Source organism: Burkholderia sp. 22PA0099 (assembly GCF_047497165.1).
Classification (GTDB): Bacteria; Pseudomonadota; Gammaproteobacteria; order Burkholderiales; family Burkholderiaceae; genus Burkholderia.
Genome location: NZ_CP163164.1, coordinates 2,637,325 through 2,663,462, shown reverse-complemented (window position 1 = coordinate 2,663,462; position 26,138 = coordinate 2,637,325). Strand labels below are relative to the sequence as shown.

25 protein-coding genes are annotated in these 26,138 nt (G+C 69.2%); 16 read left to right on the top strand and 9 right to left on the bottom strand.

Features of this window, described 5'->3' with window-relative positions; translation table 11 throughout:
- The first annotated feature begins 81 nt into the window (after nt 1-81).
- Nucleotides 82-1,671 carry an ABC transporter substrate-binding protein gene (locus AB4851_RS11860; protein WP_414447364.1) on the top strand — a complete coding sequence of 530 codons (1,590 nt, stop codon included), beginning with the start codon at nt 82-84 and terminating at the stop codon, nt 1,669-1,671.
- Nucleotides 1,672-1,773: 102 nt separating this feature from the next.
- Nucleotides 1,774-3,381, top strand: a complete 1,608-nt coding sequence (locus AB4851_RS11855) for an ABC transporter substrate-binding protein (RefSeq protein WP_414447363.1) — start codon at nt 1,774-1,776, stop codon at nt 3,379-3,381.
- Nucleotides 3,382-3,430: 49 nt separating this feature from the next.
- Here AB4851_RS11855 and AB4851_RS11850 read toward each other — a convergent pair whose 3' ends face one another.
- Nucleotides 3,431-5,080, bottom strand: a complete 1,650-nt coding sequence (locus tag AB4851_RS11850) for a hypothetical protein (protein ID WP_414447362.1) — start codon at nt 5,078-5,080, stop codon at nt 3,431-3,433.
- A gap of 221 nt (nt 5,081-5,301) precedes the next feature.
- Between AB4851_RS11850 and AB4851_RS11845 the strand changes: the two genes are divergently transcribed.
- From AB4851_RS11845 to AB4851_RS11820, 6 genes are all read left to right on the top strand, one after another.
- Entirely contained in the window at nt 5,302-6,372 is a 1,071-nt protein-coding gene (locus AB4851_RS11845; protein WP_414447361.1) for an ABC transporter permease, read from the top strand.
- 40 nt (nt 6,373-6,412) lie between these two features.
- Nucleotides 6,413-7,351: a nickel transporter permease gene (gene nikC, locus AB4851_RS11840; RefSeq protein WP_414447360.1), complete on the top strand. Its 939-nt coding sequence runs from the start codon at nt 6,413-6,415 to the stop codon at nt 7,349-7,351.
- Between the two features lie 4 nt (nt 7,352-7,355).
- Nucleotides 7,356-8,234: an ABC transporter ATP-binding protein gene (locus tag AB4851_RS11835; RefSeq protein ID WP_414447359.1), complete on the top strand. Its 879-nt coding sequence runs from the start codon at nt 7,356-7,358 to the stop codon at nt 8,232-8,234.
- A gap of 44 nt (nt 8,235-8,278) precedes the next feature.
- Entirely contained in the window at nt 8,279-9,034 is a 756-nt protein-coding gene (locus AB4851_RS11830; RefSeq protein ID WP_414449175.1) for an ABC transporter ATP-binding protein, read from the top strand.
- Between the two features lie 151 nt (nt 9,035-9,185).
- Entirely contained in the window at nt 9,186-9,440 is a 255-nt protein-coding gene (locus AB4851_RS11825; RefSeq protein ID WP_414439465.1) for a GlsB/YeaQ/YmgE family stress response membrane protein, read from the top strand.
- A gap of 157 nt (nt 9,441-9,597) precedes the next feature.
- Entirely contained in the window at nt 9,598-10,032 is a 435-nt protein-coding gene (locus tag AB4851_RS11820) for a hypothetical protein (RefSeq protein ID WP_414447358.1), read from the top strand.
- Between the two features lie 48 nt (nt 10,033-10,080).
- Here AB4851_RS11820 and bla read toward each other — a convergent pair whose 3' ends face one another.
- On the bottom strand, nt 10,081-10,968 hold the full coding sequence (gene bla, locus AB4851_RS11815; protein WP_414447357.1) for a class A beta-lactamase: 888 nt from the start codon (nt 10,966-10,968) through the stop codon (nt 10,081-10,083).
- Between the two features lie 253 nt (nt 10,969-11,221).
- Nucleotides 11,222-11,794, bottom strand: coding sequence for a murein hydrolase activator EnvC family protein (locus tag AB4851_RS11810; protein ID WP_414447356.1), 573 nt, complete (start codon nt 11,792-11,794; stop codon nt 11,222-11,224).
- Between the two features lie 174 nt (nt 11,795-11,968).
- Between AB4851_RS11810 and AB4851_RS11805 the strand changes: the two genes are divergently transcribed.
- Nucleotides 11,969-12,232 carry a cupin domain-containing protein gene (locus AB4851_RS11805; RefSeq protein ID WP_414447355.1) on the top strand — a complete coding sequence of 88 codons (264 nt, stop codon included), beginning with the start codon at nt 11,969-11,971 and terminating at the stop codon, nt 12,230-12,232.
- A 23-nt stretch (nt 12,233-12,255) separates the two neighbouring features.
- On the opposite strand, the gene AB4851_RS11800 is transcribed toward AB4851_RS11805, so the two are convergent.
- Nucleotides 12,256-12,447: a hypothetical protein gene (locus tag AB4851_RS11800; RefSeq protein WP_414447354.1), complete on the bottom strand. Its 192-nt coding sequence runs from the start codon at nt 12,445-12,447 to the stop codon at nt 12,256-12,258.
- A 106-nt stretch (nt 12,448-12,553) separates the two neighbouring features.
- Between AB4851_RS11800 and AB4851_RS11795 the strand changes: the two genes are divergently transcribed.
- The 4 genes from AB4851_RS11795 to AB4851_RS11780 all read left to right on the top strand — a co-directional run bounded on the left by AB4851_RS11795 (nt 12,554) and on the right by AB4851_RS11780 (nt 16,628).
- Nucleotides 12,554-13,447: a LysR family transcriptional regulator gene (locus AB4851_RS11795; protein WP_414447353.1), complete on the top strand. Its 894-nt coding sequence runs from the start codon at nt 12,554-12,556 to the stop codon at nt 13,445-13,447.
- A 210-nt stretch (nt 13,448-13,657) separates the two neighbouring features.
- Nucleotides 13,658-14,719, top strand: coding sequence for a carbon-nitrogen hydrolase family protein (locus AB4851_RS11790; protein WP_414447352.1), 1,062 nt, complete (start codon nt 13,658-13,660; stop codon nt 14,717-14,719).
- Nucleotides 14,716-15,753 (top strand): threonine aldolase family protein, encoded by a 1,038-nt coding sequence (locus AB4851_RS11785; protein ID WP_414447351.1) that lies wholly within the window; start codon nt 14,716-14,718, stop codon nt 15,751-15,753. Before AB4851_RS11790 ends, AB4851_RS11785 begins: the two co-directional genes overlap by 4 nt.
- A complete protein-coding gene (locus AB4851_RS11780) occupies nt 15,750-16,628 on the top strand; it encodes a PhzF family phenazine biosynthesis protein (RefSeq protein ID WP_414447350.1) in 879 nt (292 codons plus the stop codon). The genes AB4851_RS11785 and AB4851_RS11780 overlap by 4 nt, the downstream gene beginning before the upstream one ends.
- Nucleotides 16,629-16,728: 100 nt before the next feature.
- Here the strand turns inward: AB4851_RS11780 and AB4851_RS11775 are convergent, their stop codons facing one another.
- On the bottom strand, nt 16,729-18,150 hold the full coding sequence (locus AB4851_RS11775; RefSeq protein ID WP_414447349.1) for a PLP-dependent aminotransferase family protein: 1,422 nt from the start codon (nt 18,148-18,150) through the stop codon (nt 16,729-16,731).
- Nucleotides 18,151-18,459: 309 nt separating this feature from the next.
- Complete coding sequence (locus tag AB4851_RS11770) at nt 18,460-19,209, bottom strand: sulfite exporter TauE/SafE family protein (RefSeq protein WP_414447348.1); 750 nt, start codon at nt 19,207-19,209, stop codon at nt 18,460-18,462.
- 442 nt (nt 19,210-19,651) lie between these two features.
- Between AB4851_RS11770 and AB4851_RS11765 the strand changes: the two genes are divergently transcribed.
- The gene (locus AB4851_RS11765) at nt 19,652-20,158 is read left to right on the top strand and encodes an energy transducer TonB (protein ID WP_414447347.1); all 507 of its coding nucleotides are present in this window, start codon (nt 19,652-19,654) and stop codon (nt 20,156-20,158) included.
- A 17-nt stretch (nt 20,159-20,175) separates the two neighbouring features.
- Here AB4851_RS11765 and AB4851_RS11760 read toward each other — a convergent pair whose 3' ends face one another.
- Entirely contained in the window at nt 20,176-21,339 is a 1,164-nt protein-coding gene (locus AB4851_RS11760) for a porin (protein WP_414447346.1), read from the bottom strand.
- Between the two features lie 451 nt (nt 21,340-21,790).
- Between AB4851_RS11760 and AB4851_RS11755 the strand changes: the two genes are divergently transcribed.
- Entirely contained in the window at nt 21,791-22,900 is a 1,110-nt protein-coding gene (locus tag AB4851_RS11755; RefSeq protein WP_414439477.1) for an OpgC domain-containing protein, read from the top strand.
- A 180-nt stretch (nt 22,901-23,080) separates the two neighbouring features.
- Nucleotides 23,081-24,358: a mechanosensitive ion channel family protein gene (locus AB4851_RS11750; RefSeq protein WP_414447345.1), complete on the top strand. Its 1,278-nt coding sequence runs from the start codon at nt 23,081-23,083 to the stop codon at nt 24,356-24,358.
- 93 nt (nt 24,359-24,451) lie between these two features.
- Here the strand turns inward: AB4851_RS11750 and AB4851_RS11745 are convergent, their stop codons facing one another.
- Both AB4851_RS11745 and AB4851_RS11740 read right to left on the bottom strand, forming a co-directional pair.
- Nucleotides 24,452-25,282: an IclR family transcriptional regulator gene (locus tag AB4851_RS11745; protein WP_414447344.1), complete on the bottom strand. Its 831-nt coding sequence runs from the start codon at nt 25,280-25,282 to the stop codon at nt 24,452-24,454.
- 70 nt (nt 25,283-25,352) lie between these two features.
- Complete coding sequence (locus AB4851_RS11740; protein ID WP_414447343.1) at nt 25,353-26,033, bottom strand: hypothetical protein; 681 nt, start codon at nt 26,031-26,033, stop codon at nt 25,353-25,355.
- Nucleotides 26,034-26,138: the final 105 nt, after the last annotated feature.

Sequence of the window (26,138 nt, the reverse complement as noted above, 5' to 3'; positions counted from 1 at the left end):
GGGGGACATGCGCGACGCCGCGCCGGAAGGCCCGGGCATTAATGAGAGAATCGCGGATTCATTCGATTCGACGGAGCCTGCATGAAGCGCCTGATGTCCACGCTCGCCGTCACCGCCGCGCTCGCGGCGCTGGCGCCCGCCGTTCCCGCCACGGCCGCGACACCGCCCGGCATCTACGTGATCGCCACCCAGATCGGCGAATTCACCACGCTCGATCCGGCCGAGATCTACGAACTGGTGCCGTCCGAATACGTGGCCAACGTGTATGAGCGGCTGGTGCGCGTGGACCTGCGCGATCCGTCGAAATTCGACGGCCGCATCGCGCAATCGTGGAGCGTCGGCGCCGACGGCCTGACCTACACGTTCAAGCTCAGGCCCGGCCTGAAATTCCACTCCGGCAACCCGGTGACGGCCGACGACGTGGCCTGGTCGCTGCAGCGCACCGTGCTGCTCGGCAAGGGGCCGGCCAGCGTGCTGGCCGACCTGGGCCTCACCAAGGACAACGTCATGCAGAAGGTGCGCGCCGTGGACGCCACCACCGTCACGCTGCAAACCGACCGCAAGACCGCGCCGAGCTTCGTGCTGAACGTGCTGAGCGCCGGCCCCGGCTCGATCGTCGATCGCAAGCTGCTGGAAGCCAACGCGCGCGGTGGCGATTTCGGCAACGCCTGGCTCAAGACGCACGACGCCGGCTCCGGCCCGTATCAACTGGTCAAGTGGACAGCCAACGAGAGCCTCGTGCTGCAACGCTTCGACGGCTATCCGCAGCCCTACCCTATGAAGCGCATCGTGCTGCGCCACGTGCCGGAAGCCTCGGCGCAGCGGCTGCTGCTGGAGAACGGCGACGCCGATGCCGCGCGCAACCTGAGCCCCGACAGCCTCGCGAGCCTCGCCAAGGCCGGCAAGATCCAGGTGGCCGCCACGCCGGTGGCCGCGCTGATGTACCTGAGCCTGAACACCAAGAACCCGAACCTCGCCAAGCCCGAGGTGCAGCAGGCGATGAAGTGGCTGGTGGATTACGACGGCATCCAGCGCAACATCGTCTCGACCACCTACAAGGTGCACGAGACCTTCCTGCCCGACGGCTTCCTCGGCGTGCTCGACAGCAACCCGTACCATCGCGACGTGGCCAAGGCAAAGGCGCTGCTGGCCAAGGCCGGGCTGCCGAATGGCTTCGACGTGACGATGGACATGCCGAACGATTATCCGTACGTGGAGATCGCGCAGGCGCTGCAGGCGAACTTCGCGCAGGCCGGCATCCGCGTGAAGCTGCTGCCGGGCGACGCCAAGCAGGCGATCGGCAAGTACCGCGCGCGCCAGCACGACATCTTCATCGGCGAGTGGTCGCCCGACTACATGGACCCGAACAGCAACGCGCGCGGGTTCGCCTGGAATCCGGACAATTCGGACAGCTCGCCATCGCGCATGCTGGCCTGGCGCAATGCCTGGGCCATTCCGGAGCTGACCAAGCAGACCGACGCGGCGCTGGCCGAGCCGTCGCCCGCCAAGCGCGCGGCGCTCTACCGCAAGCTCCAGCAGGCCGTGCTCGACCGCTCGCCGTTCGTGATCATGTTCGAGAAGGTGGTGCAGGTCGCCACGCGGCCCGGCGTGAGCGGGCCGGAAATCGGGCCGATCAACGATCTGACGTCGTATCGGACGTTGAAGAAGTAGGCGCGGCGGATTTTTGACGCGCTTAGTGCGCGCTCGAATGTCTGATGTAATACCGGTGCCCGATTCGACGGAGTGCGTATGAACCTGCATATGAACCTGCGAATGACACCGAAAAAACCGCGCCTGCTGGTGGCGCTGGCCGCCCTCTCCACCTGCGTCGCGCTGTCCGGTCTGCCCGCGCGCGACGCGCTGGCGGCCACGCCGAAAGACATGTTCGTGATGGCCACGCTGCTCGACGAGTTCTCGACGCTCGATCCGGCCGAAGTCTACGAACTGGTGCCCGAGGAATACATCGCGAACGTGTACGACCGGCTGGTGCGCGTGAACCTGAAGGACCCGTCGAAGTTCGACGGCGACGTCGCCCAGTCGTGGAAGGTGGACGCCGACGGCACCACCTTCACGTTCACGCTGCGCGACGGCCTCAAGTTCCATTCCGGCAACCCGCTCGCGGCCGAGGACGTGGCCTGGTCGATCCAGCGCGCGGTGCTGCTCGACAAGGGCCCGGCCGCGGTGCTGGCCGGCATCGGCCTCACGCCCGCCAACGTCCGGCAAAACGTGCAAGCCGTCGACGCGCACACGGTCACGATCCGCACCGACCGCAAATACGCGCCCACCTTCGTGCTCAACGTGCTCGGCGCGTGGCCGGCCTCGGTGGTCGATCGCGCGCTGCTGCTCTCGCAGCAGCAGAACGGCGATTTCGGCAACGGCTGGCTCAAGACCCACGAAGCCGGCTCGGGCGGCTACCGGCTCGTCAAGTGGACGCCCGGCGACAGCCTCGTGCTGCAACGCTTCGACGGCTACCGGCTGCCGCTGGCGATGAAGCGCATCGTGCTACGCCACGTGCCCGAGGCCGCGACCCAGCGGCTGATGCTCGAAAGCGGCGACATCGACGCCGCGCGCGACCTGAGCCCCGACGATCTCGCGGCCGTGGCGCACAGCGGCAAGGCGAAGGTCATGGCGTCGCCGCAGGCCACGCTGCTGTATCTCGGCCTGAACACCAAGAACCCCACGCTCGCCAAGCCCGAGGTGCAGCAAGCGCTGAAATGGCTGGTGGACTACGACGGCGTCCAGCGCAACGTCGTCAAGACCATCTACAAGGTGCACCAGACCTTCCTGCCCGAAGGCTTTCTGGGCACGCTCGACGACAACCCATATCACCTCGACGTGGCGAAGGCCCGCGCGCTGCTGGCCAAGGCCGGCGTGCCGAACGGCTTCGCCGTGACGATGGACGTGCGCAACGACTACCCGTACACCGAGATCGCGCAGGCGATCCAGGCCAACTTCGCGCAGGTCGGCATCAAGCTCACGCTGATCCCCGGCGACAACAAGCAGACGCTGTCGAAATACCGCGCGCGCCAGCACGACATCTACATCGGCGACTGGTCGGCCGATTACATCGATCCGCACAGCAACGCGCAGGGCTTCGCCTGGAATCCCGACAATTCGGACGGCTCACGCTACAAGATGCTGGCCTGGCGCAACGCCTGGGCCATTCCCGACCTGACGAAGCAGACCGACGCGGCGCTGGCCGAGCCTTCGCCGGCACAACGCGCGAAGCGGTATCAGGCGATGCAGCGCGCGATGCTGGCCGATTCGCCGTTCGTGATCCTGTTCGAGAAGGTGGCGCAAGTCGCCACCGCGCCGGGCGTGTCCGGCCTCGCGGTCGGGCCGATCAACGATCTCGTGTCGTATCGGCAATTGAAGAAGTAGGCGGGGGGCGCGGCGGCGGCAGGAAAACCCGCCGCCGCGCAGCAATGCCTCACTGGCTGGAGAAGGACAGCGGCACCGCCGTGTAGCGCGTACGCGGCGGCCGGCCAGCCGGCGGGCACTCCGGGTCCTGCGCGGACGTGCATACGTAGCGCTGCTGGAACACCAGCCACGGCGCCTGCCCCACGAGCGCGCCGGTCGACGCCCGGTCGTCCTGGCTGTTCTGGATCTGGCCGACGTCCAGCAGCGATGCATAGTTGTTGGCCGTCCACCCGGTCGCCGGCGAGTTGTTGAAGATCGGCACGCCGAAACTGACCGGCTGCGACCAATGCACGAAATCCTTCGACAGCGCATAGGCGATCATCGCGGGCGCATTGGCGGCGCTGCTCGACGGCGCCGCGCCGACCACGATATAGGCCTGGAACGTCGTGCTGTAGCCGAGGTAGAACGGGAAGATGCCGCCCAGCCCGTTCGCATCGACGCAATCCGCGCCGTGCGGCGTATCGACCGTATAGGCGCTGCCGTCCCAGCCTTTCCACGCGGCAGGGTTGGTGATGTCCTGAGTCCGGATCGGGCAGCGTCGATCACCGCCCGAGGCGAGGTTGTCGACGGTCAGCGCGTAATCGTAACCATCCCCGCCCGACACGATATTGGTATTGGTGAAATAACCGGTCGGCCGGCCGAGGTTCGGCGCGTAGGCTGCCTGCGGACGCGCCGCGACGTGCTGGGGCGCCGCGCCGACCAGTGAGAAGCCGCTGCTGCCGGCCGGCATCCGGGCGATGCTCAACGAAGCGTAGGTGCAGCCGAGCGCATTGATCGGCGTGCCGGCCGGCTGCCCGAGACTGCAGCCGGCCGAGGACGGGATCAGGAAGTTCGCATCGGGATAAAGACCGCCGTAATACTCGTTGTGGACCAGCGAGAACACGTCGCCGTTGGCTGCCTTGTAGAAACCAGCCAGCCACATATTGCCCTCGAAAGCATTGCTGTCGGCATTCTGCGGGCTCGCCAGCGCCGGCGTGCAGTTCGCATGAAACGGCTGCAGTTCCGAGCCTTGGCCGTTGATCTGCCCCGTTACCAGGTAGTTGAGATCGCGGCCGTCGTCGGACAGCACCGGAAACTTCATCAGCACGCCCTTGCCGTCGGGCGAGGCAAAGCTGATCGGGTAAAGCGCCGTGTCGATCAGGGGCGCGCAACCTGCGCCCGAATCGTAGAAGGTGTCGTAGACCACCAGCGGCGCGCCGGTTGCCACCGAACCCGGATGCACCGCGCCATTCGGATTGGCCGGGATTCGGAACGAGGCGCCCGCCGACAGTTGCGTGCCGCCCGTCGGCAGGATTCCATAGGCGAACACCGACGAACCCGCCAGGTACTGGTTCGACGCCAGCGTGACCGAGAAGCGGTAGTTGGCGCCGCTGGTGCCGCATTGCGAGGCGACCGCCGGCTCGCTCGGCTGGTTCGCCGCGAAGCGCCCGACGAAGAAGCCGGAGGCGCCCGCTTGCGGCGAATAAGGTTGGTTCAAGTAGAGATCGAGTTGGATTGGCGCGGGATTGCCGACCTGGCAGGTCCACCCCGACAGCACCGGATTGCCGGAGGCATCCGTGCCGAAGCCGTCGACCGCGCCGATGACCTGCCCCGCGGCCATCGCGCCGCCGCAGCCCAGGCCACAGCAGATCGATAGCAGTAATACGGCGATTGCTCTCATGATATTTCCCCTCGTATTGTGATCGTCGTGATGGACGCCCCCTCGCGGGCCCCCGCGGGCCGTCGTCCACGCGAATGATAGGCGAATGCGAGGGTTCGCATCGCCGCAATTGCCTGCCCGGTTTTTGCGGCCGGTTTTCGCTCCCCCTCGCATCCGGCATACTTCGAGTTCGCGCCGCTCGTCGCGCGAACGATTTCACCGCCCAGGAGATGCCCCGCTCGATGTCGTCCCCCATCACGCTGTTCGACGCGCTGCGCACGCTGCCCGCGCGACGCCCGCTCGCGCGCTGGACGCTGCGCATCGTGCGCTGGGCGCTGACGCTGGCGATCACCTTCGCAGGGCTGCTCGCGCTGACCTTCGTGATCGGCCGCAAGGTGCCGATCGATCCGGTGCTGGCGGTGCTCGGCGACCGCGCCTCGCCCGCCGCCTACGCGGCCGAGCGCGCGGCGCTGGGCCTCGACCGGCCGCTGCTCACGCAATTCCTGATCTACGCGCGCGACGTGCTGCACGGCAACCTCGGCATCTCGCTGCTGACCTCGAACCCGGTGCGCGACGACATCCTGCGCGTGTTCCCGGCCACGCTCGAACTCGCCACCATTGCCACCGTGATCGGCATCGGCATCGGCGTGCCGCTCGGCGTGGCCGCCGCGGTGCGCCACAACCGCCCGATCGATCACCTCGCGCGCTTCGTCGGCCTGATCGGCAGCTCGGTGCCGGTGTTCTGGCTCGGCCTGATGGGCCTGCTGCTGTTCTACGCGAAGCTGCACTGGGTGGGCGGCCCGGGCCGGCTCGACCCGGCCTGGGACGGCATGGTCGACACGCGCACCGGCAGCCTGCTGGTAGATTCCGCGCTGGCCGGCGAGTGGGACGTGTTCCGCAACGCGCTCTCGCACATCGCGCTGCCGGCCGCGATCCTCGGCTACTACTCGGTGGCCTATCTGAGCCGCATGACGCGCTCGTTCATGCTCGACCAGTTGAGCCAGGAATACATCGTCACCGCGCGCGCCAAGGGCGTGCCCGAGCGGCGCGTGATCTGGCGGCACGCGTTCGGCAATATCGCCGTGCCGCTGCTCACGGTGATCGCGCTGACCTACAGCAACCTGCTCGAAGGTTCGGTGCTGACCGAGATCGTGTTCGCGTGGCCCGGCATCGGCTCGTACCTGACCGGCGCGCTGCTGAACGGCGACATGAACGCCGTGCTCGGCGCCACGCTCGTGATCGGCGCGATGTTCATCACGATCAACCTGCTGACCGACGCGCTCTACCGCGTGTTCGATCCGCGCGCGCGCTGACTTGCCGCCCCGACCTGCCGCCCCGAACGGATTCCCCCCGATGACCCAGCCTCCCGTTTCCCCCGACGCCGCGCCCGGCCCGCGCTGGCGCGCCTGGCTGCTCAGCGACGCGCCCGCCTCGCGCTCGCAGGCCTCGCTCGGCTTGGCTTACCGCCGCTGGCGCCGCTTCGCCCGCAACCCGCTGAACCTGCTCGGCCTGGCGATCCTCGTCGCGCTGGTGCTGCTCGCAATTGCCGCGCCGCTGGCGATGCCGCACGACCCGCTGCGCCAGGTGCTGAACGACCGGCTGCTGCCGCCCGGCTCGCCCTCGTACTGGCTCGGCACCGACCAGCTCGGCCGCGACATCCTCTCGCGCCTGATCGCCGGCTCGCGCATCACGCTCGGCATCGCGATCCTGGTGGTGGCGATCGTGGTGCCGATCGGCGTGCTGATCGGCACCACGGCCGGCTTCGTCGGCGGCTTCGTCGACAGCGTGCTGATGCGCATCACCGACATCGCGCTGGCGTTCCCGAAGATCGTGCTGGCGCTGGCGTTCGCGGCCGCGCTCGGGCCGGGCGTGGTCAACGCGGTGGTGGCGATCTCGATCACCGCGTGGCCCGCCTACGCGCGGCTCGCGCGCGCCGAAACCCTGCGCATCGCGCAGGCCGATTTCATCCACGCCGCGCGCCTGCAAGGCGCCTCGGGCACGCGCATCCTGCGCCGCTACATCGTGCCGATGTGCCTGTCGTCGGTGATCGTGCGCGCCACGCTCGACATGGCCGGCATCATCCTGACGGTGGCCGGGCTCGGCTTTCTCGGCCTCGGCGCGCAGCCGCCCAGCCCGGAATGGGGCTTCATGGTGGCCTCGGGCCGCAACGTGCTGCTCGACGCCTGGTGGGTGGCCACGCTGCCCGGCGGCGCGATCCTGCTCGTCAGCCTCGCCTTCAACCTGCTCGGCGACGGGCTGCGCGACGTGCTCGACCCGCGCCACGGAGCCTGAACCGATGACCCACGCACCCTCCCCGCCGGCCGCGCCGCTCATCGAGATCGACGGGCTGCGGATCGGCTTTCGCGGCCACGACGGCCAAGTCACCGACGCGGTGCGCGATTTGTCGCTGACGCTCGCGCCGGGCGAGCGGCTCGGCATCGTCGGCGAATCCGGCTCGGGCAAATCGCTGACCGGGCGCGCGCTGCTCGGCCTGCTGCCCGACGCCGCGCAATGGTCGGCGCGCACGCTGCGCTTCGCCGGCCGCGACCTGCAAGCAATGCGCGCGGCCGAACGGCGCAAGCTGTGCGGCGCCGAGATCGCGATGATTCTTCAGGATCCCAAATATTCGCTGAACCCGGTGATGACGGTGGCGCAGCAGATGGCCGAGGCGTTCCGGCTGCGCGAGCCGGGCCTGCGCGGGCGGGCGCTGCGCGAGCGGATCGTCGAGGCGCTCGCGGCGGTGGAGATTCGCGACCCGCAACGCGTGGCCGATGCCTGGCCGCACGAGCTGTCGGGCGGCATGGGCCAGCGCGTGATGATCGCGATGATGGTGTCCACCGGCCCGCGCCTGCTGATCGCCGACGAGCCCACCTCCGCGCTCGACACCGCCGTCTCGATGCAGGTGCTCGCCGTGCTCGACGCGATGGTGGCGCGGCATGGCTCGAGCCTGATGTTCATCAGCCACGACCTGCCGCTCGTGATGTCGTTCTGCGACCGGGTGGCCGTGATGGTGGGGGGCCGCGTGGTGGAAATCTGCGCCGCGCGCGATCTCGCGCACGCGCAACACCCGTACACGCGCGGGCTGCTCAATGCGACGCCGCCGCTGCAAGCGCCGCCCGATCAACTGCCGGTGCTCGCACGCGACCCGGCCTGGTTCGAGGAGACCGGACGATGAGCGCAGCCGCTGACTCGAAAGCATCCGACGCGCCCGAGGCGCCGATGATCGACGTGCGCCACGCCTCGGTGCGCTTCGCCACGCGCACCGGCCATGTCGACGCCGTGCGCGACGTCAGCTTCGCGGTGGCGCGCGGCGGCGCGTTCGGGCTGGTGGGCGAATCGGGTTCGGGCAAATCCACGCTGCTGCGCGCGCTGACGGGCCTCGCGCCGCTGGCAGGCGGCACGCTCGCGATCGATGGCCGCGCCGTGAGCGGCAAGCTCGACCGCGCGTTTCGCCGCGACGTGCAGATGGTGTTTCAGGACCCCTACGCATCGCTGCACCCGCGCTTCACCGTCGACGAGACGCTGCGCGAACCGCTCGCGATCCACGGCATCGCCGACGCCGACACGCGCATTCCGCGCGCGCTGGCCGAGGTCGGGCTGGGGCCGGCGTTCCGCTTCCGCTATCCGCATCAGCTTTCTGGTGGGCAGCGCCAGCGCGTGGCGATCGCCCGCGCGCTGATCGTCGAGCCGCGCGTGCTGCTGCTCGACGAACCGACCTCGGCGCTCGACGTGTCCGTGCAGGCCGAAATCCTGAACCTGCTGCGGCGGCTGCATCGCGAGCGCGGGCTGACGATGCTGCTGGTCAGCCACAACCTCGCCGTGATCGGCTTTCTGTGCGAGCGGCTGGCCGTCATGCAGCACGGCGCGGTGGTCGAGCAACTGGAGATCGCGGCGCTGCGCGAGGCGCGCGTGGCGAGCGACTATACGCGCACGCTGCTGCGCGCGATCGACGGCTACCGGCGAGCCGAGGCCTGAGCCCGACACGGCGTGCGAGACAAGCGCACCCCGGCACGCACTCGCAAGCGGGCCCGCGACTGTCGTACCATCGCACGGCAGGTCCGGCGGATCGCGTGACCGGAACGACCGCCCGGCGCTGCATTTTTGTTCAACTGAATAAGGAGCGCCCGTGATTCATCTCATCGAAACGCTCGTGGTCGGCCTGGTGGTCGGCTTGCTCGCCCGCGCGCTGAAACCCGGCGACGACAAGATGGGCATCGTCATGACCATCGTGCTCGGCATCGCCGGTTCGGTCATCGCCGGCTATATCGGCCGCGCGGCCGGCTGGTATCAGCCCGGCCAGGGCGCCGGCTGGATCGCCTCGATCATCGGCGCGATCGTGCTGCTGGTGGTGGTCGGCGCGGTGCGCAAGCGCGCCCGCTGAGGCTGGTGCGGGCGCTGCCGCCTGGCAGCGCCCGGTTTCCTCCGCGCCGCCTATCGTCACCGCCTTCTACCCCGCTTTTCTTCGCGCTGCCGGCCCTGCCCGGCAAGATCGCCGCGAATTCGATTTAAGTCTCACCCCGGAAATGTCGTCATTACCAGTGAACGAGCCGCTGCATGTCCCTCGCGCCATGCCGGCCGTTCCCGAGCCGACAATTCTGGAGTCCGACATGAATCACCGCCTGCCATTCACCGCGTCGTTGTTGCCGCGCCGTCACTCCGCCGATTCGCTGCGACTGTCGTTCGCCATGCTGATACTGGCGGCAGCCGCCACCGCCGGCCACGGGGCACACGCCGAGAGCGGCACGATCCACTTCTCGGGCCGGATCGTCGAGCCGCCGTGCGCGTTCGGCCTCGACGCAACGCACCTTCAACCGCGCTGCGCCCGCCCTGCATCCGCCGAAATCACGTTCGCGGACGCGCTCGACAAACGCACGCTCGCAACCGCGGCGCTCGTCGCGTCCGGTGCGCCGATCGCACTGCCGGCCGAAGCGCGGCGCGGCGATGCCATGGTGGTCACCGTGAATTACCGCTAGACGGCCGACGAACCGCGGTTCGGGCGATTCGGCGCTACCCGCACCGGATCACGCAAACACCGACGTGACGACCCGCGCGACCGACGCGATCGCCGCGTTGTCGTAGGCCGCATCCTTGGCCGGGCGCGTGGTGTACACGGCCAGCACGACCGGCGCGCGGCTCGGCGAATACAGCACGGCCACGTCGTTCGCACTGCCGTAATCGCCGCTGCCCGTCTTGTCGGCCACGCGCCAGCCGGCCGGCGCACCGGCGCGAATGCGGGTGTCGCCGGTGGTGTTGCCGAGCATCCACGTGACGAGCTGGGCGCGGCCCGCCGAATCGAGCGTGTCGCCGAGCGTGACGCGCCGCAGCGTTTCGGCCATCGCGCCCGGCGTGGTGGTGTCGCGTTCGTCGCCGGGCACGGCGTCGTTCAGCTCGGTTTCGATGCGGTCGAGCCGGAACGCGGCGTCGCCGGTGGAGCGCGCGTAGGCGGTAACCGCCGCCGGGCCGCCGAGCAGGCGAATCAGCAGGTTCGCGGCCGAGTTGTCGCTGTATTGCAGCGCGGCGGCGCACAAGGCCGCCACCGTCATGCCGGTGGCCACGTGCTTGCTCGACACCGGCGAGTAGCTGACGAGATCGTGCGGCGTGTAACGGATCACGCTCGACATCAGCCGCGCGTCGCCGCTCGCGCGCGCCAGCACGGCGGACACGAGGATCGTCTTGAACGTGCTGCAGAACGCGAAGCGTTCGTCGGCGCGATACATGATGCGGGCCTTGCTGCCGGTATCGATCGCGGCGACGCCGAGCCGGCCGCCGAACGAGGCTTCGATCGCCGCGAGCTGGCGCTCGGCGTCGGCGACCTTGGCGCTGCCCTGGCGCGACGTGGCGCAGGCGGCCAGAACGGGGGCGGACACGGCGGCGAGCAACAGCGAGCGGCGAAGCGGGGAATGGGTCATGGCAGGAAGTGGATGTCGTGGCAAGGGGATCGGGGCGGATCGCGGCCGCGTGGCACGGCGGATGCGCCGGAGCCGATTCTGACAGACGCGGCGGACGAATGGTTCGCATCGCTGTCGCATGTGTCGCGTCGCGTAGGGGATATAGGCCGACCTGCGTCACGCGCGGCTCGCGTTCGCGCATTCTTGCAAGCGCGCTCGACGTCCGGCACGCGTTAGCCCACTCCGACATGCACGCACGACGTTCGGCCCGCGTTCAGCCCTGCCGCACCGGCAGATACCCGGCCGGATCGACCGGCTTGCCGTCGCGCCGCACTTCGAACATCACCGCCCCGCCCGCCTCGGCGATCGGCTCGCCCTGGCGGACGATGTCGCCGGTCTTCACCAGCAGCCGGCTGCTGCGCGCGTAGGCGGTCAGGAAATCGGCGTTGTGCTGGACGATCACGAGCGAGCCGTAGTCGTTGAGGCCGGTGCCCGCATACATCACACGGCCGTCGGCGGCGGCGCGCACGGCGCCGGCCGAGCCCATCGCGATCCGGATGCCGCGATTGCGGCCGGGTTGGAAGCCCTCCACCACCGGGCCGTCGGCGGGCCAGGCCAGCGCGACGCGCTGGGCGTGGCGGCGCGTCGCGCGCACGATCTGCGCCGCGTCGGCGGCCGATACCGCCGGGGCCTGAACGGCGGGCCGGGCACCGGCCAACGCGTCGCTCGGCGGCACCGGCTGCGGGCCGCTGGCGCAGCCGGCGACGGCACCCACGGCGGCCAGCGCGGCCGCCAACGCAACACACCGGACGACGCCACGGGACAGTGAGGAAAACTGAGAATACATGCGGAATTCGGCTCGACGGATCAGCCGGCAAGGATCTCAAAATCGGCGCGCGGCACCTGTAAGCGGATGCAAACAAATCTGACAAAGTGCGGCGAGGCGGATTCGCGCATACTGCGTCTCTACCGGCCGATCGTGCCCGCCCCCACTACCTCGATACCGCCCCGGAGCCGCCCCATGGACCAGCCCACCTTCCTCGCCCAACTCGCCCGCGACGGTTTCCCCGCGCCCGTGCCCGTCAAGCGCGGCGCCGGCACGCTCGACGAACACTCGCATCCGTTCGAGGCCCGCGCGCTGATCGTGGCCGGCGAGATCACGCTGCACGTGGCGGGCGTGGACACCTGCTACCGCCCCGGCGACGTGTTCCATCTGCTGCCGAACATCCCGCATCTCGAAACCTGCGGCCCGGACGGTGTCGAATACCTGGTCGGCCGCAAGTAAGCGGCAAGCGGCAGGCCACGCGCTCAACCGAACCGGTCGAGCAACGCGGCCCACGCGGTAGCCGCGCCGATGCACAGCATCACGAGATGCAGCGCGAGCTTGAACGAGACGAACCAATCGGGACTGCCATCCATTTCCGTCACCTTGCCGTTGATCGCACGACGCAATCCGGCGTCGTGCGAGGCATGATGCGCGCGCCCCGCTGCCGCCACCATGCGGATCTCGCTCAGGGCGCCTCAGGCACGGCCTGACACCGCCGCACCGCGATCCCTGTTAGCGTATCGCCTGCCTGTCCGTTGCCGACTACCCGAGCCTTCCCCCATGCGATTCGATCTCACCGACCTGCGGCTGTTCCTGAACGTGTGCCAGGCCGGCAGCATCACCGGCGGCGCGGAACGCACGCATATCACGCTGCAATCGGCCAGCGAGCGGATTCGCGGCATGGAGGACACGCTCGGCGTGCCGCTGCTGCATCGCACCAAGGGCGGCGCACAGCCGACCGACGCGGGCCGCTCGCTCGAACATCACGCGCGCGTGGTGCTGCAGCAGATCGAGCAGATGCACGGCGAGTTGCAGCAGTTCGGCGAGGGGCTGCGCGCGCGAATTCGGCTGCTGTGCAACACCGCCTCGCTCAGCGAATACCTGCCCGACGCGCTGGCCGCCTACTTGCCGGCGCATCCGCAAATCTCGATCAGCGTCGAGGAACGGTCGAGCGAGGACATCGTCCACGCGATCCGCAGCCGCACGGCCGACGTGGGCATCGTGGCCGATTCGGTCGGGCTGGACGGCCTCGAACAGCGGCCGTTCCGCGAGGATTGGCTGCTGGTGGTGGCGGCCGCGTCCGATCCGCTCGCGCGGCGCAAGACGGTGTCGTTCGAGGAGATCGTCGGCGCGGAATTCGTCGGCCTGACCGACGGCAGCGCGCTTCATGCGCACCTGGCCGATCAGGCGCGCTCGCTCGGCAAGCGCATCACCTACCGCGCGCAGTTGCGCAGCTTCGACGCGATCTGCCGCGTGATCGAGAGCGGCGTGGGGGTCGGCATCGTGTCACGGCACGCCGCGCAACGCGCGATGCGCACCATGCAGCTCGCCACCGTCGAGCTGACCGACGACTGGGCCTATCGGCGGCTCGTGCTGTGTGCGCGCGAGTTCGATGCGCTGCCGAACTACACGCGGGAATTCGTCGATTTTCTGAGTGCGGGGGCTGAGGAATGAATGCGCGGGCAGTGCGCTGACGGCAAGCCCGGGTGTCAGCGTTTTCGCATTCACCGACTTCCTGAGCACCGACGCGCCAGCCTGAACGCACAGGCAATGCTTCAGCAGCCCCCCGTGTGCCACCATTTTCGCGAGGCACTGTACATCGACACCGGCCGGTAGCCGCCCGAGAATGATCGCTCTCCCGCTACCCGCTTCCTCCCGTCGATCATGAACACCTATCCGGCATTTCGCGCGGCCGCCTGCCACGTCGCGCCCTACTACTTCGACACGCCCCGCACCGTCGACAAGGCCTGCGCGCTGATCGCCGAGGCCGCCGCCAACGGTGCGGCGCTGGTGGCGTTCCCCGAAGCGTTCGTCTCGTCGTTCCCGGTGTGGTCGGGCGTGTTCGCGCCGGTCGACGTGCACGAGTTCTTCCATCGCCTCGCCTCCAGCGCGATCACGGTGCCCGGCCCCGAGGTGCGGCAGTTGCAGGAATGCGCGCGGCGTCATGGCGTGATCGTGTCGATCGGCATCAACGAAGGCACGTCCGTCAGCCCGGCCTGCATCTGGGATACCAACCTGCTGATCGGGGCCGACGGCCGGCTGCTGAACCGCCATCGCAAGCTGGTGCCGACCTATTGGGAAAAGCTGACCTGGGCCAACGGCGACGGCAGCGGGCTGCGCGTCGTGGATACCCCGCTCGGCCGGATCGGCGCGCTGGTGTGCGGCGAGAACACCAATTCGCTGGCGCGGTTCGCGCTGCTGGCGCAGGGCGAGAACGTGCATGTGTCGTCGTTCTCGCCGCGCTGGCCCACCCATCCGCCCGGCGAGGGCGGCTACGACCTGGAAGCGGCGATCCGGCTGCGCGCGGGCGCGCATGCGTTCGAGGGCAAGCTGTTCAACATCGTCGCGTCGGGCTTCCTGCCGCCCGAGGCGATCGACCTGATCGCCCGCGACGACGCCCGCGCGCGCCGCCTGCTCGAAGAATCGCCGAAGAGCGTGTCGATGATCTTCGGGCCGGACGGGCGCGTGATCAGCGAGGTGCTGCGCGACGAGGAAGGCATCGTCTACGCCGACATCGACCTGGCGAAATGCGTGGTGCCGAAGCAGTTCCAGGACGTGGTCGGCTACTACAATCGCTTCGACGTGTTCGACCTGCGCGTCGATCGCCGCCCGCTGCGCCCCGCCACGTTCCTCGACGGCGCGCAGCCCGGCGGCGACCCCGGCGCCGACGCGCTCTACGCGCCGTTCGTGCCCGACGATTCCCTTGCCGCCGATACCCTTCGATGATCGATCTCTACAGCGATACGCAAACCCGCCCCACCGCCGCGATGCGCGCGGCGATGGCCGCCGCCCCGGTGGGCGACGAGCAATCGGGCGACGACCCGAGCACGACGGCGCTCTGCGCGCGCGTGGCCGCGCTGCTCGGCTACGAGGACGCCGTGTTCATGCCGTCGGGCACGATGTGCAACCTGGTGGCCACGCTGGTTCACACCCGCCCCGGCGACGAGCTGATCGCCGACGCCGGCGCGCATATCTGCGCGACCGAAGCGGCCGGCGCGTCGGCCATCGCGGGCGTGGCGATCGCGCCGCTGGCCACGCGCGACGGCATCTTCAGCGCCGAGCAATGCCGCGCCGCGATCCGCGCGCCATCGCGCACCGCGCCGCGCTCGGCGATGGTGTCGGTCGAGCAGACCACCAACTTCAGCGGCGGCGCGGTGTGGCCGCTCGACACGCTGCGCGCGGTGCGCGACGTGGCGCACGAGGCCGGGCTGATCGCCCACATGGACGGCGCGCGGCTGCTCAACGCGGCCGTGGCCAGCGGCGCGGCGGCGGCCGTCCACACCGAGGGCTGGGACAGCGCCTGGATCGATTTCAGCAAGGGCCTCGGCTGCCCGGTGGGCGCGGTGCTGTGCGGCAGCGGCGAGTTCGTGCGGCAGGCCTGGGTCTGGAAATACCGGCTCGGCGGCGCGATGCGCCAGTCGGGCGTGCTCGCGGCCGCCGCGCTGCACGCGCTCGACCACCACGTCGAACGCCTCGCCGACGATCACGCCAACGCCGCACTGATCGCAGCGCGGCTGGCCGGCCAGGCCGGCTTCCGGCTCGACGCCGCCCCGCCGCCCACCAACATCCTGCTGTTCGACCTCGACGGCCTGCGGCTCGACGCGCACGCGTTCGCCGCCGAAGCGCTCGCGCGCGGCGTGCGGATTCGCGCGCTCGATGCGCGGCGGGTTCGCATCACCACGCATCTCGACGTGTCGAAGGCCGATTGCGAGCGCGCCGCCGAGGTACTGGTCGCATTGGCCGGGGCGTCACTGTCGTGAACGCCGCCCTGTGTCTCGTCGATGTCTTCACGCAGCAGGCGCTGCGCGGCAACCCGGTGGCCGTCGTGATCGCCGACGCCACGCCTTCCGATGCGACGATGCTCGCGCTGGCCGCGTGGACGGGCATGCCGGAAACGGTGTTCGCGACACCGGGCGACGCCGACGCGGATTACCGCGTGCGGATCTGGTCGCCGCGCCGCGAGTTGCCGTTTGCGGGCCATCCGTCGATCGGCACCGCGCATGCGTTGCTGGTCACGCAGCGCGTTGCGGTGCCCGCGGCGTCGCCGGGGCGGCTCGTTCAGGGCAGCCCGTTCGGGCAGGTGACGATGCGCGTGGATGAGGGCGCGCACGGAAGGATCTGGTTTCGCACGCCGCGGGCGGAGGTGGCGATGCTCGATGCGGTCGCGGCGCATGAAGTGGGCGCGGCGCTCGGCCTCGCTTCGGTGGAGGTCGTTTCCGTCGCCTGCGTCGAAGCCGGTGCGCGTTGGCTTGTCGTGCATGGCGAGCAGCCTGACCTGCTCGATCGGCTCACGCCCGATCTAGCGGCGATCGAGGCCCTGAGCGCGCGCCATCGCGTATCGGGCGTCACCGTCGTGATGCCGGCCGCGCAAGCGCCACGCGATATCGCGGTGCGTTCGTTCGGTCCGGCGATCGGCGTGGACGAGGATGCGGCGTGTGGCGGCGGCAACGCCTGCGCGGCGGCGCTGATCGCCGCGCTGCGCGACTGGCGCGAGGACGCCGCGAACGTGGTGGCGATGCAGGGGCGGCACGTCGGCCGCGATGCGACGCTTTACTGGCGCGGCCCGGATCGCGAACGGCGGCTGGAAATCGGTGGCCACGCGGTGCTGGTGTCGCAGGGCACGCTGAAACTGTGAACGGCTGGACGCGGCCTAAGCGACGGCTTGGGTCGGGTCAGCGTCCCGCTTCGTGCCATTGCACGCCGCCGAATGCCGCGTCACCCCGCTTCATACCGGCTCACGCCGCCTCGCCGATCATCCCCGCCAACCGCGCCAGCGCCGCACGGCGCGCATCGTCGAGCGGATAACCGCAGTTCAGGCGAATCCGGTCGTCGAAACCGCGCTCGGGCGCGAACAGCGTGCCCGGCGCGAACGCGATGCGCTCGCGGCCGGCGCGCCGCGCCAGCGCCTCGGCCGACACGCCTTCCGGTAGTTGCGCCCACAACAGATAGCCGCCGTCGGGCATTTCAAGCACGGTGCCCGACGGCGCGCGTGCGCCGAGCCACGCGATGGTGTCGTCGAGCTGCGCGCGGCATTGCGCGCGCAGCCGCCGCAGATGATGCCGGTAGCCGCCGCCGTCGAGAAACTGTCCCACCGCTTCCTGAATGATCAACGGCTGGCCGATGCTCATCGTGCGCTTCAGCTCGACGATCGCGCGATGAAACCGCCCGCCGCTGACCCAGCCGAGCCGCAGCCCCGGCGCGAGCGTCTTGGACAACGAACTGCACAGCAGCACGTTGCCGCTGCGGTCGTAGGATTTGGCCGCGCGCTGCACGGCGTCGAAATGCAGGTCGCTGAACGTGGCGTCCTCGATCAGCGGAATCGACAGCGCATCGAGCCGCGCCACCAAGGCCGCGCGCGCGGTGTCGGTCATGCTCGCGCCGGTCGGGTTGCTGACCGCGGTCGACAGCAGGCACGCACCGATCCGCTGCTCGCCGGCAAGGCGCGTGATCTCGTCGAGCGCGGCGGCGTCGCGGCCCGCGAAGCGCACCGGCAGCGCGCGCAGGCCGAGCCGCGCGAGCGTCGAGAGGAATCCGTAATAAGCCGGCGATTCGACGATCACCGCATCGCCCGGCCGGGTCACCGTCTGCAGGCATAGCCCGAACGCTTCCACGCAGCCGTTGGTGATCAGCACCTCGTCCGCGCCGATATGGCAATTCCAATTCGCGGCGTGCGAGGCGAGGCTGGCGCGCAACCGCTCGGCGCCCGGCGAGAACGACACCGTGGCCAGCAGGCCGCTGTGGCGGCGCGCCGTGGACGCGATGCTGCGCGCCAGCGCCTCCACCGGGAACAGCGCGTCGCCGCACAGCGCCGTGCCGAACGACACGACGCCGGGCAGGCTTTCCATTTCGTTGAGCGCGTCGTGATCGAGCGGGCCGCGATCGAATTGCGGCTCGGAAAGCGTCAACGGCAAAGCAGCGGCCGTACGCGTGCGCCCGGACTTCACGGCGGACGCAGGCGCCGCTTCGGCGGCCAGAACGAAATAGCCGCGCTTCGGCCGGCTCTCGATCAGGCGGCGGTCTTCCAGCGTGCGGTAGGCAGCCAGCACCGTGGTTACGCTGACGGCCCGGTTGCGCGCGAGATCGCGCACCGACGGCAGACGCTGGCCGGCCGTCCAGAGGCCCTGGCCGATCTCGTCCGACAGATGGTCGGCGAGCATCAGATGCAATGCGTTCGACTGATGTCCCATGGGGATGGAGAAGCGGGAGCGAAAGCGGTCGCGCGGCAGACGCGCAGACCGGCGAGGTGTCGCCCGCTGACGCGGGCGGCGTCAAGGATGCGGGGTTTTCGGCGCGATCGCAAGGCGTGCCGAAAAGGCGGTGTGCTCCGGAATTGCGCATCGGTGCCGTGCTTCGACATCATGCGTCGCCAACGCGTCTCGGTAACGTGCTTCGGCATCACGCCCCGATAACACGCGCCGGCATCGCAGATTGCCGCCGCGCCGCCTTCCCGCCCCAAACCCGCCGCGTCAACCGTGCGCCGGCCCGACCGCCATATACACCCCGAGCGCCACCAGCCCCGCGAAGAACACGCGCCGAAACGTCCGCTCGCCCACTACGTTGCGCAGCCCCTGCCCGGCCGCCATGCCGAGCAGCGCCGGCGCCAGCGCGAGCGCCGACAGGCCAATGTCCAACGCCTGCAGGCTCGACGTCGCGGCCAGTTGCGCCGCCAGCACGATCGTCGAGGCCGTGAACGACAGGCCGAGCGCCTGCACCAGCGCATCCTTGCCGAGTTGCAGCGATTGCAGATACGGCACGGCCGGCATCACGAACACGCCGGTGGCGGCGGTTACCGCGCCGGTCAGGTAGCCGACCAGCGGCGACAGCCAGCGCTCGTGCCGCCCCGGCGCGGGCAGGCGCGCGGCGGCCAGGCCCCATACGCCGTACAGCGCCACCACCGCGCCGAGCGCGATGCGCGTCCACGGCGCGGCATGCGCCAGCGATGGCAGGCCGCCCGCAAAGGTGCCGACGGCAAGCCCCGCGAGCAACGACCAGAGCCGCTTGAGCAGCGCGCCGAACGCCGGGCCGCGCGCCAATTGCCAGATATTGGTGACGAGCGACGGCACCACCAGCAGGCTGGCCGCCGCCGCGGGCGGCATGACCAGCGTCAGCAGGCCCATCGCCACCGTCGGCAGGCCCAGGCCGATCATGCCCTTGACCACGCCGGCCACGGCGAACACCGCGACGACGATCGCGATCGTCGAGCCGTGATTGTGCATATGAAACTCCCGGAAACACGCCTGACAGGCGAACGCGCCGATGGTGCCGTCAGGCGACACGGCGCGCCATCTGGCTTTGCCTGAGTCTGGCTCAGGAGAAACGGGGCGGCATGCCTCCCCGCTCGCTGGATGCCGATTCGAGCGGCGGGCACCGCCGTTCGAGAGGGGGTTGCGCGAACGACTGTTAGTTGCAAGTTCATGGAGACCCGATTTGCGCTTGTGCGCGGTTATGATGGCGTCGCCCCGATGCACGCGGGCCCAACATGTCCTTCCCCGCCGCTCCATGACAACGTCCCCGCACTTGCTTCGTATCGCCATGTTCCTGACGAGCGCGTGGCTGCTCGCCGCCTGTTCGAGTGCCCCCGCTCCTGCGCCGAGGCCCGCCGGGCCACCCGTTGCCACGCGTCCGAACGGCCGTCCCGAATTGACCGCAACTTGTCAGATGGTCAAGCCCGACTTTCCGGGCGCCGGCCGATTCCGCGGCGTGGTAAAGCTCGGCTTCGAGGTCAGCGTCGCCGGCGAAATCGAAAACATCACGATGATCGAGTCGACTGGACACTGGCAACTCGACGAAAGCGCCTTGCAAGCCTTGAGGAAAAGTCGATGCAAGCCTTACCTGGAGAACGGAAAACCGAGACGGGCTCATTACATCGTGCCCTACAAATTCGAGGCGAATGACTCCCACCCCGTCACGTCGTACAGCGAAGCATCGAAGGCGGCGCTCTTGCTGTTGCCCGGCACGCCACCGAACGAAGGCGTCGGCCAGACCTATCGCGTCAACATCCCCATCTGCGACGTACGCCGCGCTCCAGCTCAGAAAGCACGAGTATTCGGAACGTATTCGCAGGGCTGGCCGTTGACGATTTACGAACGGCGGCATGAGTTCGCGCGCGTATCGCCTGACGGCGCCGCGCCCGAGTGGGTGGTGTTTTCACTGCTACGGCCCTGAGCGGGTCCGAGTCTCCATCAGAACTTGTGCCGGATCGCCGCGCGCACCGAGAACTGGCTGGCCGTGGCCGACGGCCCGTCGGTGCCGACCAGATAGCCGCCGTCGATCACGCCGCCGGAACGGTCGCCGCCGACGCGCTGCCACGCGCCTTGCAGATACACGTCGGTCTGCTTCGACAGGCTGTAGTCGGCCATCAGCCCGACCGTGTGGTAATGCGGCTTGGCCGCGCCGTCGGCGGTATCGAACGTGCCGCTCGTGTAGGTGTACTGCGCGCCGACGAAGAACACCGGCGTGAGCTGGTACTTGCCGTTGATCTCGAAATTGTCGAAGCGGGTGGCCGACAGCCCGAGCCCCGACAGCGCGCCGGCCGGCAGATAGGCCGTGGCGGACGGGTTCTTGAGGTCGGTCTTGGTATAGACGAAACCGACCGTGGTTTCGCCGAACGTGTAGTTGAGGCCGCCGCCGAAAATGCGCAGCCGGTCGGCCGTGAAGTTCGCGTCGTTGGCGGCCACCGCGCCGTCGGCCGTGCGGCCCGGGTTGTTGGCCTCGAGATAGGCCGCGCCGACCTGCAAGCCGCCGAAGTCGTAGCGCGCGCCGGCGCTGTACTGGCGGTTGTTGGCGAAGCCGGTGGCGTTGCCGAAGCTGTACGCGCCGCCGAAGCTCAGGCCGCCGAAACCGGGGCTGGCGTACTTGACGGCGTTGTTGGCGCGCACCGTGTTGTCGGCGTTGTCGTTGTCGAACGGGTGCGACATCAGCAGGCCGCCCCAACTGCCGGCGGCCGTCAGCGGCGCCAGGTAGTCGACCACGGAATCGTATTGCCGCCCGAACGTCAGCGCGCCGTATTGCGCGTGGGTCAGGCCGACGAACGCCTGGCGGCCGAACAGCCGGCCGCCGTTGCTGGCCGTGCCGTTGTTGACGTCGAAGCCGCTTTCGAGCGCGAAGATCGCCTTCAGGCCGCCGCCCAGATCCTCCGCGCCGCGCAGGCCCCAACTGCTGCGCTGGGCGTAGCCGCTGGCGAGCGCGTAGTCGCTTCGATTGACGCCGTTCACGCCGACGTTGTTGGTGTAGTTCACGCCTTCGTCGATCACGCCGTAGAGCGTGACGCTGCTCTGCGCGCGGGCGGGCGTGATCAGCGCCATGAGCAGCGTGGCGGCAGCGGCGGGCAGCAGGAGCTTGTTCATTGTCGACAGTCTCCGAACCGGAAAACTGGAATGGCCCGGCAGACCGCTCGACGCGGGCTGGGTTCGCCGGACCTCGATTCATGCCTCAACGCCCGGTGGCTGCCGGCAGCGTGAATGACGGTGATGAGTGTGTCACGGCCCGAATGCGCCGTCCACGCCGTTCGAGGTGCCCGCGGCGGCCGTTGCGCAATACCAACTTCGTGTGCGCCGACGCTCGCGCTTTCAAGCAGACGACACACGCCCGCACGGGCTTTTCGGCGATGGCCGACGCCACGCGCCGCGATGGTGCAACGCGCCGCCCGGCGCCAATCTGCCGGGCTTGGGCCGACGGTGGCACAATCACGTCCGTTTCCGCTTCCGCCGTCCGCTTCATGCCGAGTTTCCCGCCGCGCGCCGCCGCGCTAGCGTCCCCGTTCTTCCCCCTGCTCCGCGCCACCCGGCGCCGCCGCGCATGAGCACGCCGCCGCCGCGCCCGGGCCGCTTCGCGGAACTCGATTTCTTTCGTGGGCTGGTGCTGATGGTGATCGTGGTCGATCACATCGGCGGCAGCATCCTGTCGCGCGTGACGCTGCACGCCTACGCGCTGTGCGACGCGGCCGAGGTGTTCGTGTTCCTGGGCGGCTTCGCCACCGCGATCGCCTACAACTCGCTCGCCGAGCGCCAGACCGAAGCCGTCGCGCGCCAGCGCTTCATCCGCCGCGCGTTCGAGATCTATCGCGCGTTCCTGGTGACGGCCGGGCTGATGCTGCTGATCACGGCCGTGCTCGGCGCGCTCGCGATCGACGGCCCCAACATGCCGACCCACGATCTCGAAGGCCTGATGCACCACCCGCTGGCCGCGCTGCGCGACATCGTGCTGTTCCGCCGCCAGCCGTATCTGGCCTCGGTGCTGCCGATGTACGCGTTCTTCGCGGCGCTGGTGCCGCTGGCGCTGCCGATGGCGCGCAACAAGCCGTGGCTGCTGCTCGCGATCAGCCTGCTCAGTTGGCTGTCGGCGCGCCGCATCGCCGGCTATCTGCCGACCGTCGACGGCCTGCCGTGGGATTTCAATCCGTTCGCGTGGCAGTTCATGTTCGTGCTCGGCGTGCTGTCGCGTTGCCAGCCGGTGTACCCCACGCTGTCGAAGCAGCCGCGCGGCGTGCTGGTCACGGCGCTGGCAGTGGCCGTGGTGGCCGCGGGTGCGTATTACCGGCTGCGCATCGAGCCGTTCCCGACCGATCCGGCGATCAAGCAGAACCTCGGCGCGGTGCGGCTCGTCAATTTCCTCGGGTTCGCCTGGCTGGCCGCCAAGCTGGTGCACCTCGGCTGGATGCACAAGGTGGCTCGCCTGATGCCGTGGATCGGCACGATCGGCCGGCAGGGGCTGCTGTGCTTCGTGGCCGGCACGGCGATCTCGCTGTCGGTCGATTCGGTGCTGTACTGGGAAACCGACGGCTATCTCGACGTCCCGCTCGGGCTGACCGCCGACGGGGTGGCGATCGGCCTGCTCTATCTGGTGGCCAAGCTGTACGGCCCGATCGCGGCGAGATTGCCGTTTCTGGGGCCGCGACGCCGGGGTTGACGGGCTGAGGCCAAACCCCGACTGCATCAAACTTCGGCCTCCACAAGGGAACCCGACACACAGTTCGGCTGTCATGACAGCCTTCCTACTGCGCGCGCCGCCCCGGCCGCGCAGACGGCCGCGTCCCGTACACGGGCGGGCGCGCCGCCGTGACCTGATCATCCGTTCCGTACCGAATCAATGAATGAAACCTGGTTTGCGCCGCTCGTCGGCTGTCTGATTCTCGTCGCGGCGTCCTGCGTGATCGCCGCGGCCGTCCGCTTCCTGCTGTTCCGCGTGGTCGCCAAGTTCGCCGCGCGCACGCCCACCCGCTTCGACGACGTGCTGTTCCAGTACGGCGCGTTCAAATGGCTGTCGCGGCTCGTGCCGTTCCTGGTGTTCGAGCTTGGCTTCGGCGCCGTGCCCGGGATTCCCGAACCGGCCGAGCGCGTGGTCGACAAGCTGTTGTTCGCGGTGCTGGTGTTCCTCGCGACGATGATGGTCAGCGCGGTGTTGTCGGCCGTCGAGCATCTGCACCGCACCAAGCCGCGCGAGCAGTCCACGCTGTCGCTGAAGGGCGCGATGCAACTGGTCAAGCTGCTGATGTTCCTGACCGCCGCGCTGGTGGTGATCGGCGCCTTGACGGGCAAGCAGATCGGGCTGCTGCTGTCGGGCATCGGCGCGATGTCGGCGGTGCTGATGTTGATCTTCAAGGACACGCTGCTCGGCCTGGTGGCCGGCGTGCAGCTCTCGTCGAACGACATGCTGCGGATCGGCGACTGGATCACCATGCCGAGCGCGGGCGCCGACGGCGACGTGATCGACATCACGCTGAACACCGTCAAGGTGTCGAACTTCGACCGCACCATCATCACGATTCCCACCTGGAAGCTGATCACCGAGAGCTACCAGAACTGGCGCGGCATGACCGAATCGGGCGGCCGGCGCATCAAGCGCGCGATCTTCATCGACGCGACCAGCGTGCGCTTTCTCGGCGCGAACGAGATCGCCCGGCTCGAACATTTCAAGCTGCTGAAGGATTACCTCGCGAGCAAGCGCGGCCTGCTCGACGAATGGAACGGCGCGCTCGGCGCGGACGCCGAATGGACGGGCAACCGCCGCCAGCTCACCAACCTCGGCACGTTCCGCGCGTATTGCGACGCTTATCTGCAGCAGCATCCGCGCATCCACACCGGCATGACGCACATGACGCGCCAGTTGCCGCCGACGGCCGAAGGCATTCCGATGGAGTTGTACTGCTTCACCGACACCACGGCGTGGCTCGATTACGAGACGATCCAGGGCGACATCTTCGATCACCTGCTGGCGGTGCTGCCGGAGTTCGGGCTGCGCGTCTATCAGCATCCGTCGGGCTTCGACATGCGCGGCATGTTCGAGGCGGCCGGCGCGATGCGTGCGGTGACGCCGTCAGCCGGCGAGGCGGCCAACGAACCCACGGGCCGCGTGACGTCGCATTAAGCCGACCTGAACCGGCCTGAACCGGCCTGAATCAAGCCCCGCCACCTTCCCCGCCCGATCCCCACCACGCCCGGCGCCGGGCTTCCCCGCCCCTCACCGCGCCGAGGCGTCGGCCTCGGCATCCGCTCCGAGCAGCAACGACAGGCGGTGCGCCGTGTCCTTCAGCGCGGCCACCGTGCGCTCGCTGGCCTGCGCCGGCAGGTAATGCACCGAGCCGACGATCGCGAGCGAGCCGAACAGCTTGTTGCCGAACTGGAACACCGGCGCGGCCAGCGCGTTGACGCCGGTGAACGCTTCCTCGGGCGCTTCCGCCCACTGCCGCGAACGCACCAGCGCCACCTCGTGCAACAGCCGGTCGCGCTCGACGATGGTTTGCGCCGTGGGTGCGGCCAGCGGCTGCGCCAGCACGCGTTCGAGCAGCTTGGGCGGCCCGAACGCCAGCGCGATCTTGCCCTGCGCGACGGTGTGAAAATCGAAGCGCGTGCCGGGATGGAAGATGATCTCCAGCTTGCTGCGCCCCGGCACGATGTTGAGCACCACCATGCCCTCGTCGGACACCGTGGTGATCACCACCGTCTGCCCCACCGTGTCGCGCAACTCCTCCATCAGCGGGCGGGCCAGCGTCACCACGTCGAATTGATCGAGCGCGCGCCGCCCGAGCAGGAACATCCGCCAGCCGATCCGGTAGCGGCTGGTGTCGGGGTTCTGCGTCACGTAGCCGTCGCGCTTGAGCGCGCTCAGGTGCCGATGCACGCGCGCCTTCGGAATGCCGAGTTCCTGCGCGAGGTTCGTCAGCGCGCTTTCGTGCGGATGGGAGGCGATGGTTTCCAGCAGACGCAGCGACATCACCGAGGTGGATGAGGTCGCGTCGTCCTGGGCGCCGGGTTCGAGGTCGTCGCTGTCTGCTGCTTTGTTGGTCGCCATGAAGGGGAAGTATCGGGATGATCGTGTGAGGGCCGGAGGCCGCGCGCGGGCGCCCGGCGCGGCCTCCGGATCAGGCGCCCGCGAGCGTCAGCAGGCGCTCGGCGAACACGTGATAGCGCTGATCCTTCGGCCGTCGTGCGTCCTCGATTTTGACATATCGGATCGAACTGCGGCCCCGGCATGCCTGGGGCAGCAGGAAGCAGCGGATGAAGGCCGTCTCGGCGTCCGGCGTGGTGGGCGCGAGCACCGGGTCCCGGCCCAGTTCGAGCCACGCCTGCCCTGCGCCGTGCGTGTGGCGCGCGCCGTCGATCTCGATGGCGATCTCGCCGTGCAGCGTGCAGCGGATGCCCGGGCCCTGATGCACATGCGTGTGCGCGATCCCGCCCGGAGGGAAATCCACGCGGTCGCAACGCATCAGCCAGTCGAAGCCCGGATCGAGCGTAATCTCGGCGGACAGCTTCGAGACCGAATGCGCACGCGGCGCGCTGCCCAGCAGCCCGGCCTCGGCCGAGCGCGCGGCCGCTTGCAGTTCCCAGCGCCAGAGCCGTGCGCCGTCGGCGCCGGCCAGAATCGCGAGTTGCCCGTCGCCCACCCAGCCGGTGCCGCCCGGCTGGTGCTGCGCACCGCGCTCGAACTCCAGCGTGGCGTCGCCGTCGACCACGTAGATCGCGCGCGGCGCGCGCGGCAGGTAGATCGGCTCGGCGCCGGCTTCGATGCGGTCTTCGTAGAGATGAAGCTGATATGCGGACATGGCGGTCGTGTTCCTGTCGTGTTCGTGAAAGTGCATGCAGTATCGTTTATCGATACACATGGTATCGATAGTGGTTAACCATGCTGGAAATTACCACGCCGAGTC

Excerpts from the sequence above, each read along its gene's own strand:
- AB4851_RS11835 (WP_414447359.1), top strand. The coding sequence starts at position 7,356 with ATGACCCACGCACCCTCCCCGCCGGCCGCGCCGCTCATCGAGATCGAC.
- AB4851_RS11860 (WP_414447364.1), top strand. The coding sequence starts at position 82 with ATGAAGCGCCTGATGTCCACGCTCGCCGTCACCGCCGCGCTCGCGGCG.
- AB4851_RS11790 (WP_414447352.1), top strand. The coding sequence starts at position 13,658 with ATGAACACCTATCCGGCATTTCGCGCGGCCGCCTGCCACGTCGCGCCC.
- AB4851_RS11805 (WP_414447355.1), top strand. The coding sequence starts at position 11,969 with ATGGACCAGCCCACCTTCCTCGCCCAACTCGCCCGCGACGGTTTCCCC.
- AB4851_RS11855 (WP_414447363.1), top strand. The coding sequence starts at position 1,774 with ATGACACCGAAAAAACCGCGCCTGCTGGTGGCGCTGGCCGCCCTCTCC.
- AB4851_RS11765 (WP_414447347.1), top strand. The coding sequence starts at position 19,652 with ATGGTCAAGCCCGACTTTCCGGGCGCCGGCCGATTCCGCGGCGTGGTA.
- AB4851_RS11755 (WP_414439477.1), top strand. The coding sequence starts at position 21,791 with ATGAGCACGCCGCCGCCGCGCCCGGGCCGCTTCGCGGAACTCGATTTC.
- AB4851_RS11745 (WP_414447344.1), bottom strand. The coding sequence starts at position 25,282 with ATGGCGACCAACAAAGCAGCAGACAGCGACGACCTCGAACCCGGCGCC.
- AB4851_RS11785 (WP_414447351.1), top strand. The coding sequence starts at position 14,716 with ATGATCGATCTCTACAGCGATACGCAAACCCGCCCCACCGCCGCGATG.
- bla (WP_414447357.1), bottom strand. The coding sequence starts at position 10,968 with ATGACCCATTCCCCGCTTCGCCGCTCGCTGTTGCTCGCCGCCGTGTCC.
- AB4851_RS11770 (WP_414447348.1), bottom strand. The coding sequence starts at position 19,209 with ATGCACAATCACGGCTCGACGATCGCGATCGTCGTCGCGGTGTTCGCC.
- AB4851_RS11740 (WP_414447343.1), bottom strand. The coding sequence starts at position 26,033 with ATGTCCGCATATCAGCTTCATCTCTACGAAGACCGCATCGAAGCCGGC.
- AB4851_RS11800 (WP_414447354.1), bottom strand. The coding sequence starts at position 12,447 with ATGGTGGCGGCAGCGGGGCGCGCGCATCATGCCTCGCACGACGCCGGA.
- AB4851_RS11775 (WP_414447349.1), bottom strand. The coding sequence starts at position 18,150 with ATGCTCGCCGACCATCTGTCGGACGAGATCGGCCAGGGCCTCTGGACG.
- nikC (WP_414447360.1), top strand. The coding sequence starts at position 6,413 with ATGACCCAGCCTCCCGTTTCCCCCGACGCCGCGCCCGGCCCGCGCTGG.
- AB4851_RS11750 (WP_414447345.1), top strand. The coding sequence starts at position 23,081 with ATGAATGAAACCTGGTTTGCGCCGCTCGTCGGCTGTCTGATTCTCGTC.
- AB4851_RS11830 (WP_414449175.1), top strand. The coding sequence starts at position 8,279 with ATGATCGACGTGCGCCACGCCTCGGTGCGCTTCGCCACGCGCACCGGC.
- AB4851_RS11850 (WP_414447362.1), bottom strand. The coding sequence starts at position 5,080 with ATGAGAGCAATCGCCGTATTACTGCTATCGATCTGCTGTGGCCTGGGC.
- AB4851_RS11810 (WP_414447356.1), bottom strand. The coding sequence starts at position 11,794 with ATGTATTCTCAGTTTTCCTCACTGTCCCGTGGCGTCGTCCGGTGTGTT.
- AB4851_RS11845 (WP_414447361.1), top strand. The coding sequence starts at position 5,302 with ATGTCGTCCCCCATCACGCTGTTCGACGCGCTGCGCACGCTGCCCGCG.
- AB4851_RS11760 (WP_414447346.1), bottom strand. The coding sequence starts at position 21,339 with ATGAACAAGCTCCTGCTGCCCGCCGCTGCCGCCACGCTGCTCATGGCG.
- AB4851_RS11795 (WP_414447353.1), top strand. The coding sequence starts at position 12,554 with ATGCGATTCGATCTCACCGACCTGCGGCTGTTCCTGAACGTGTGCCAG.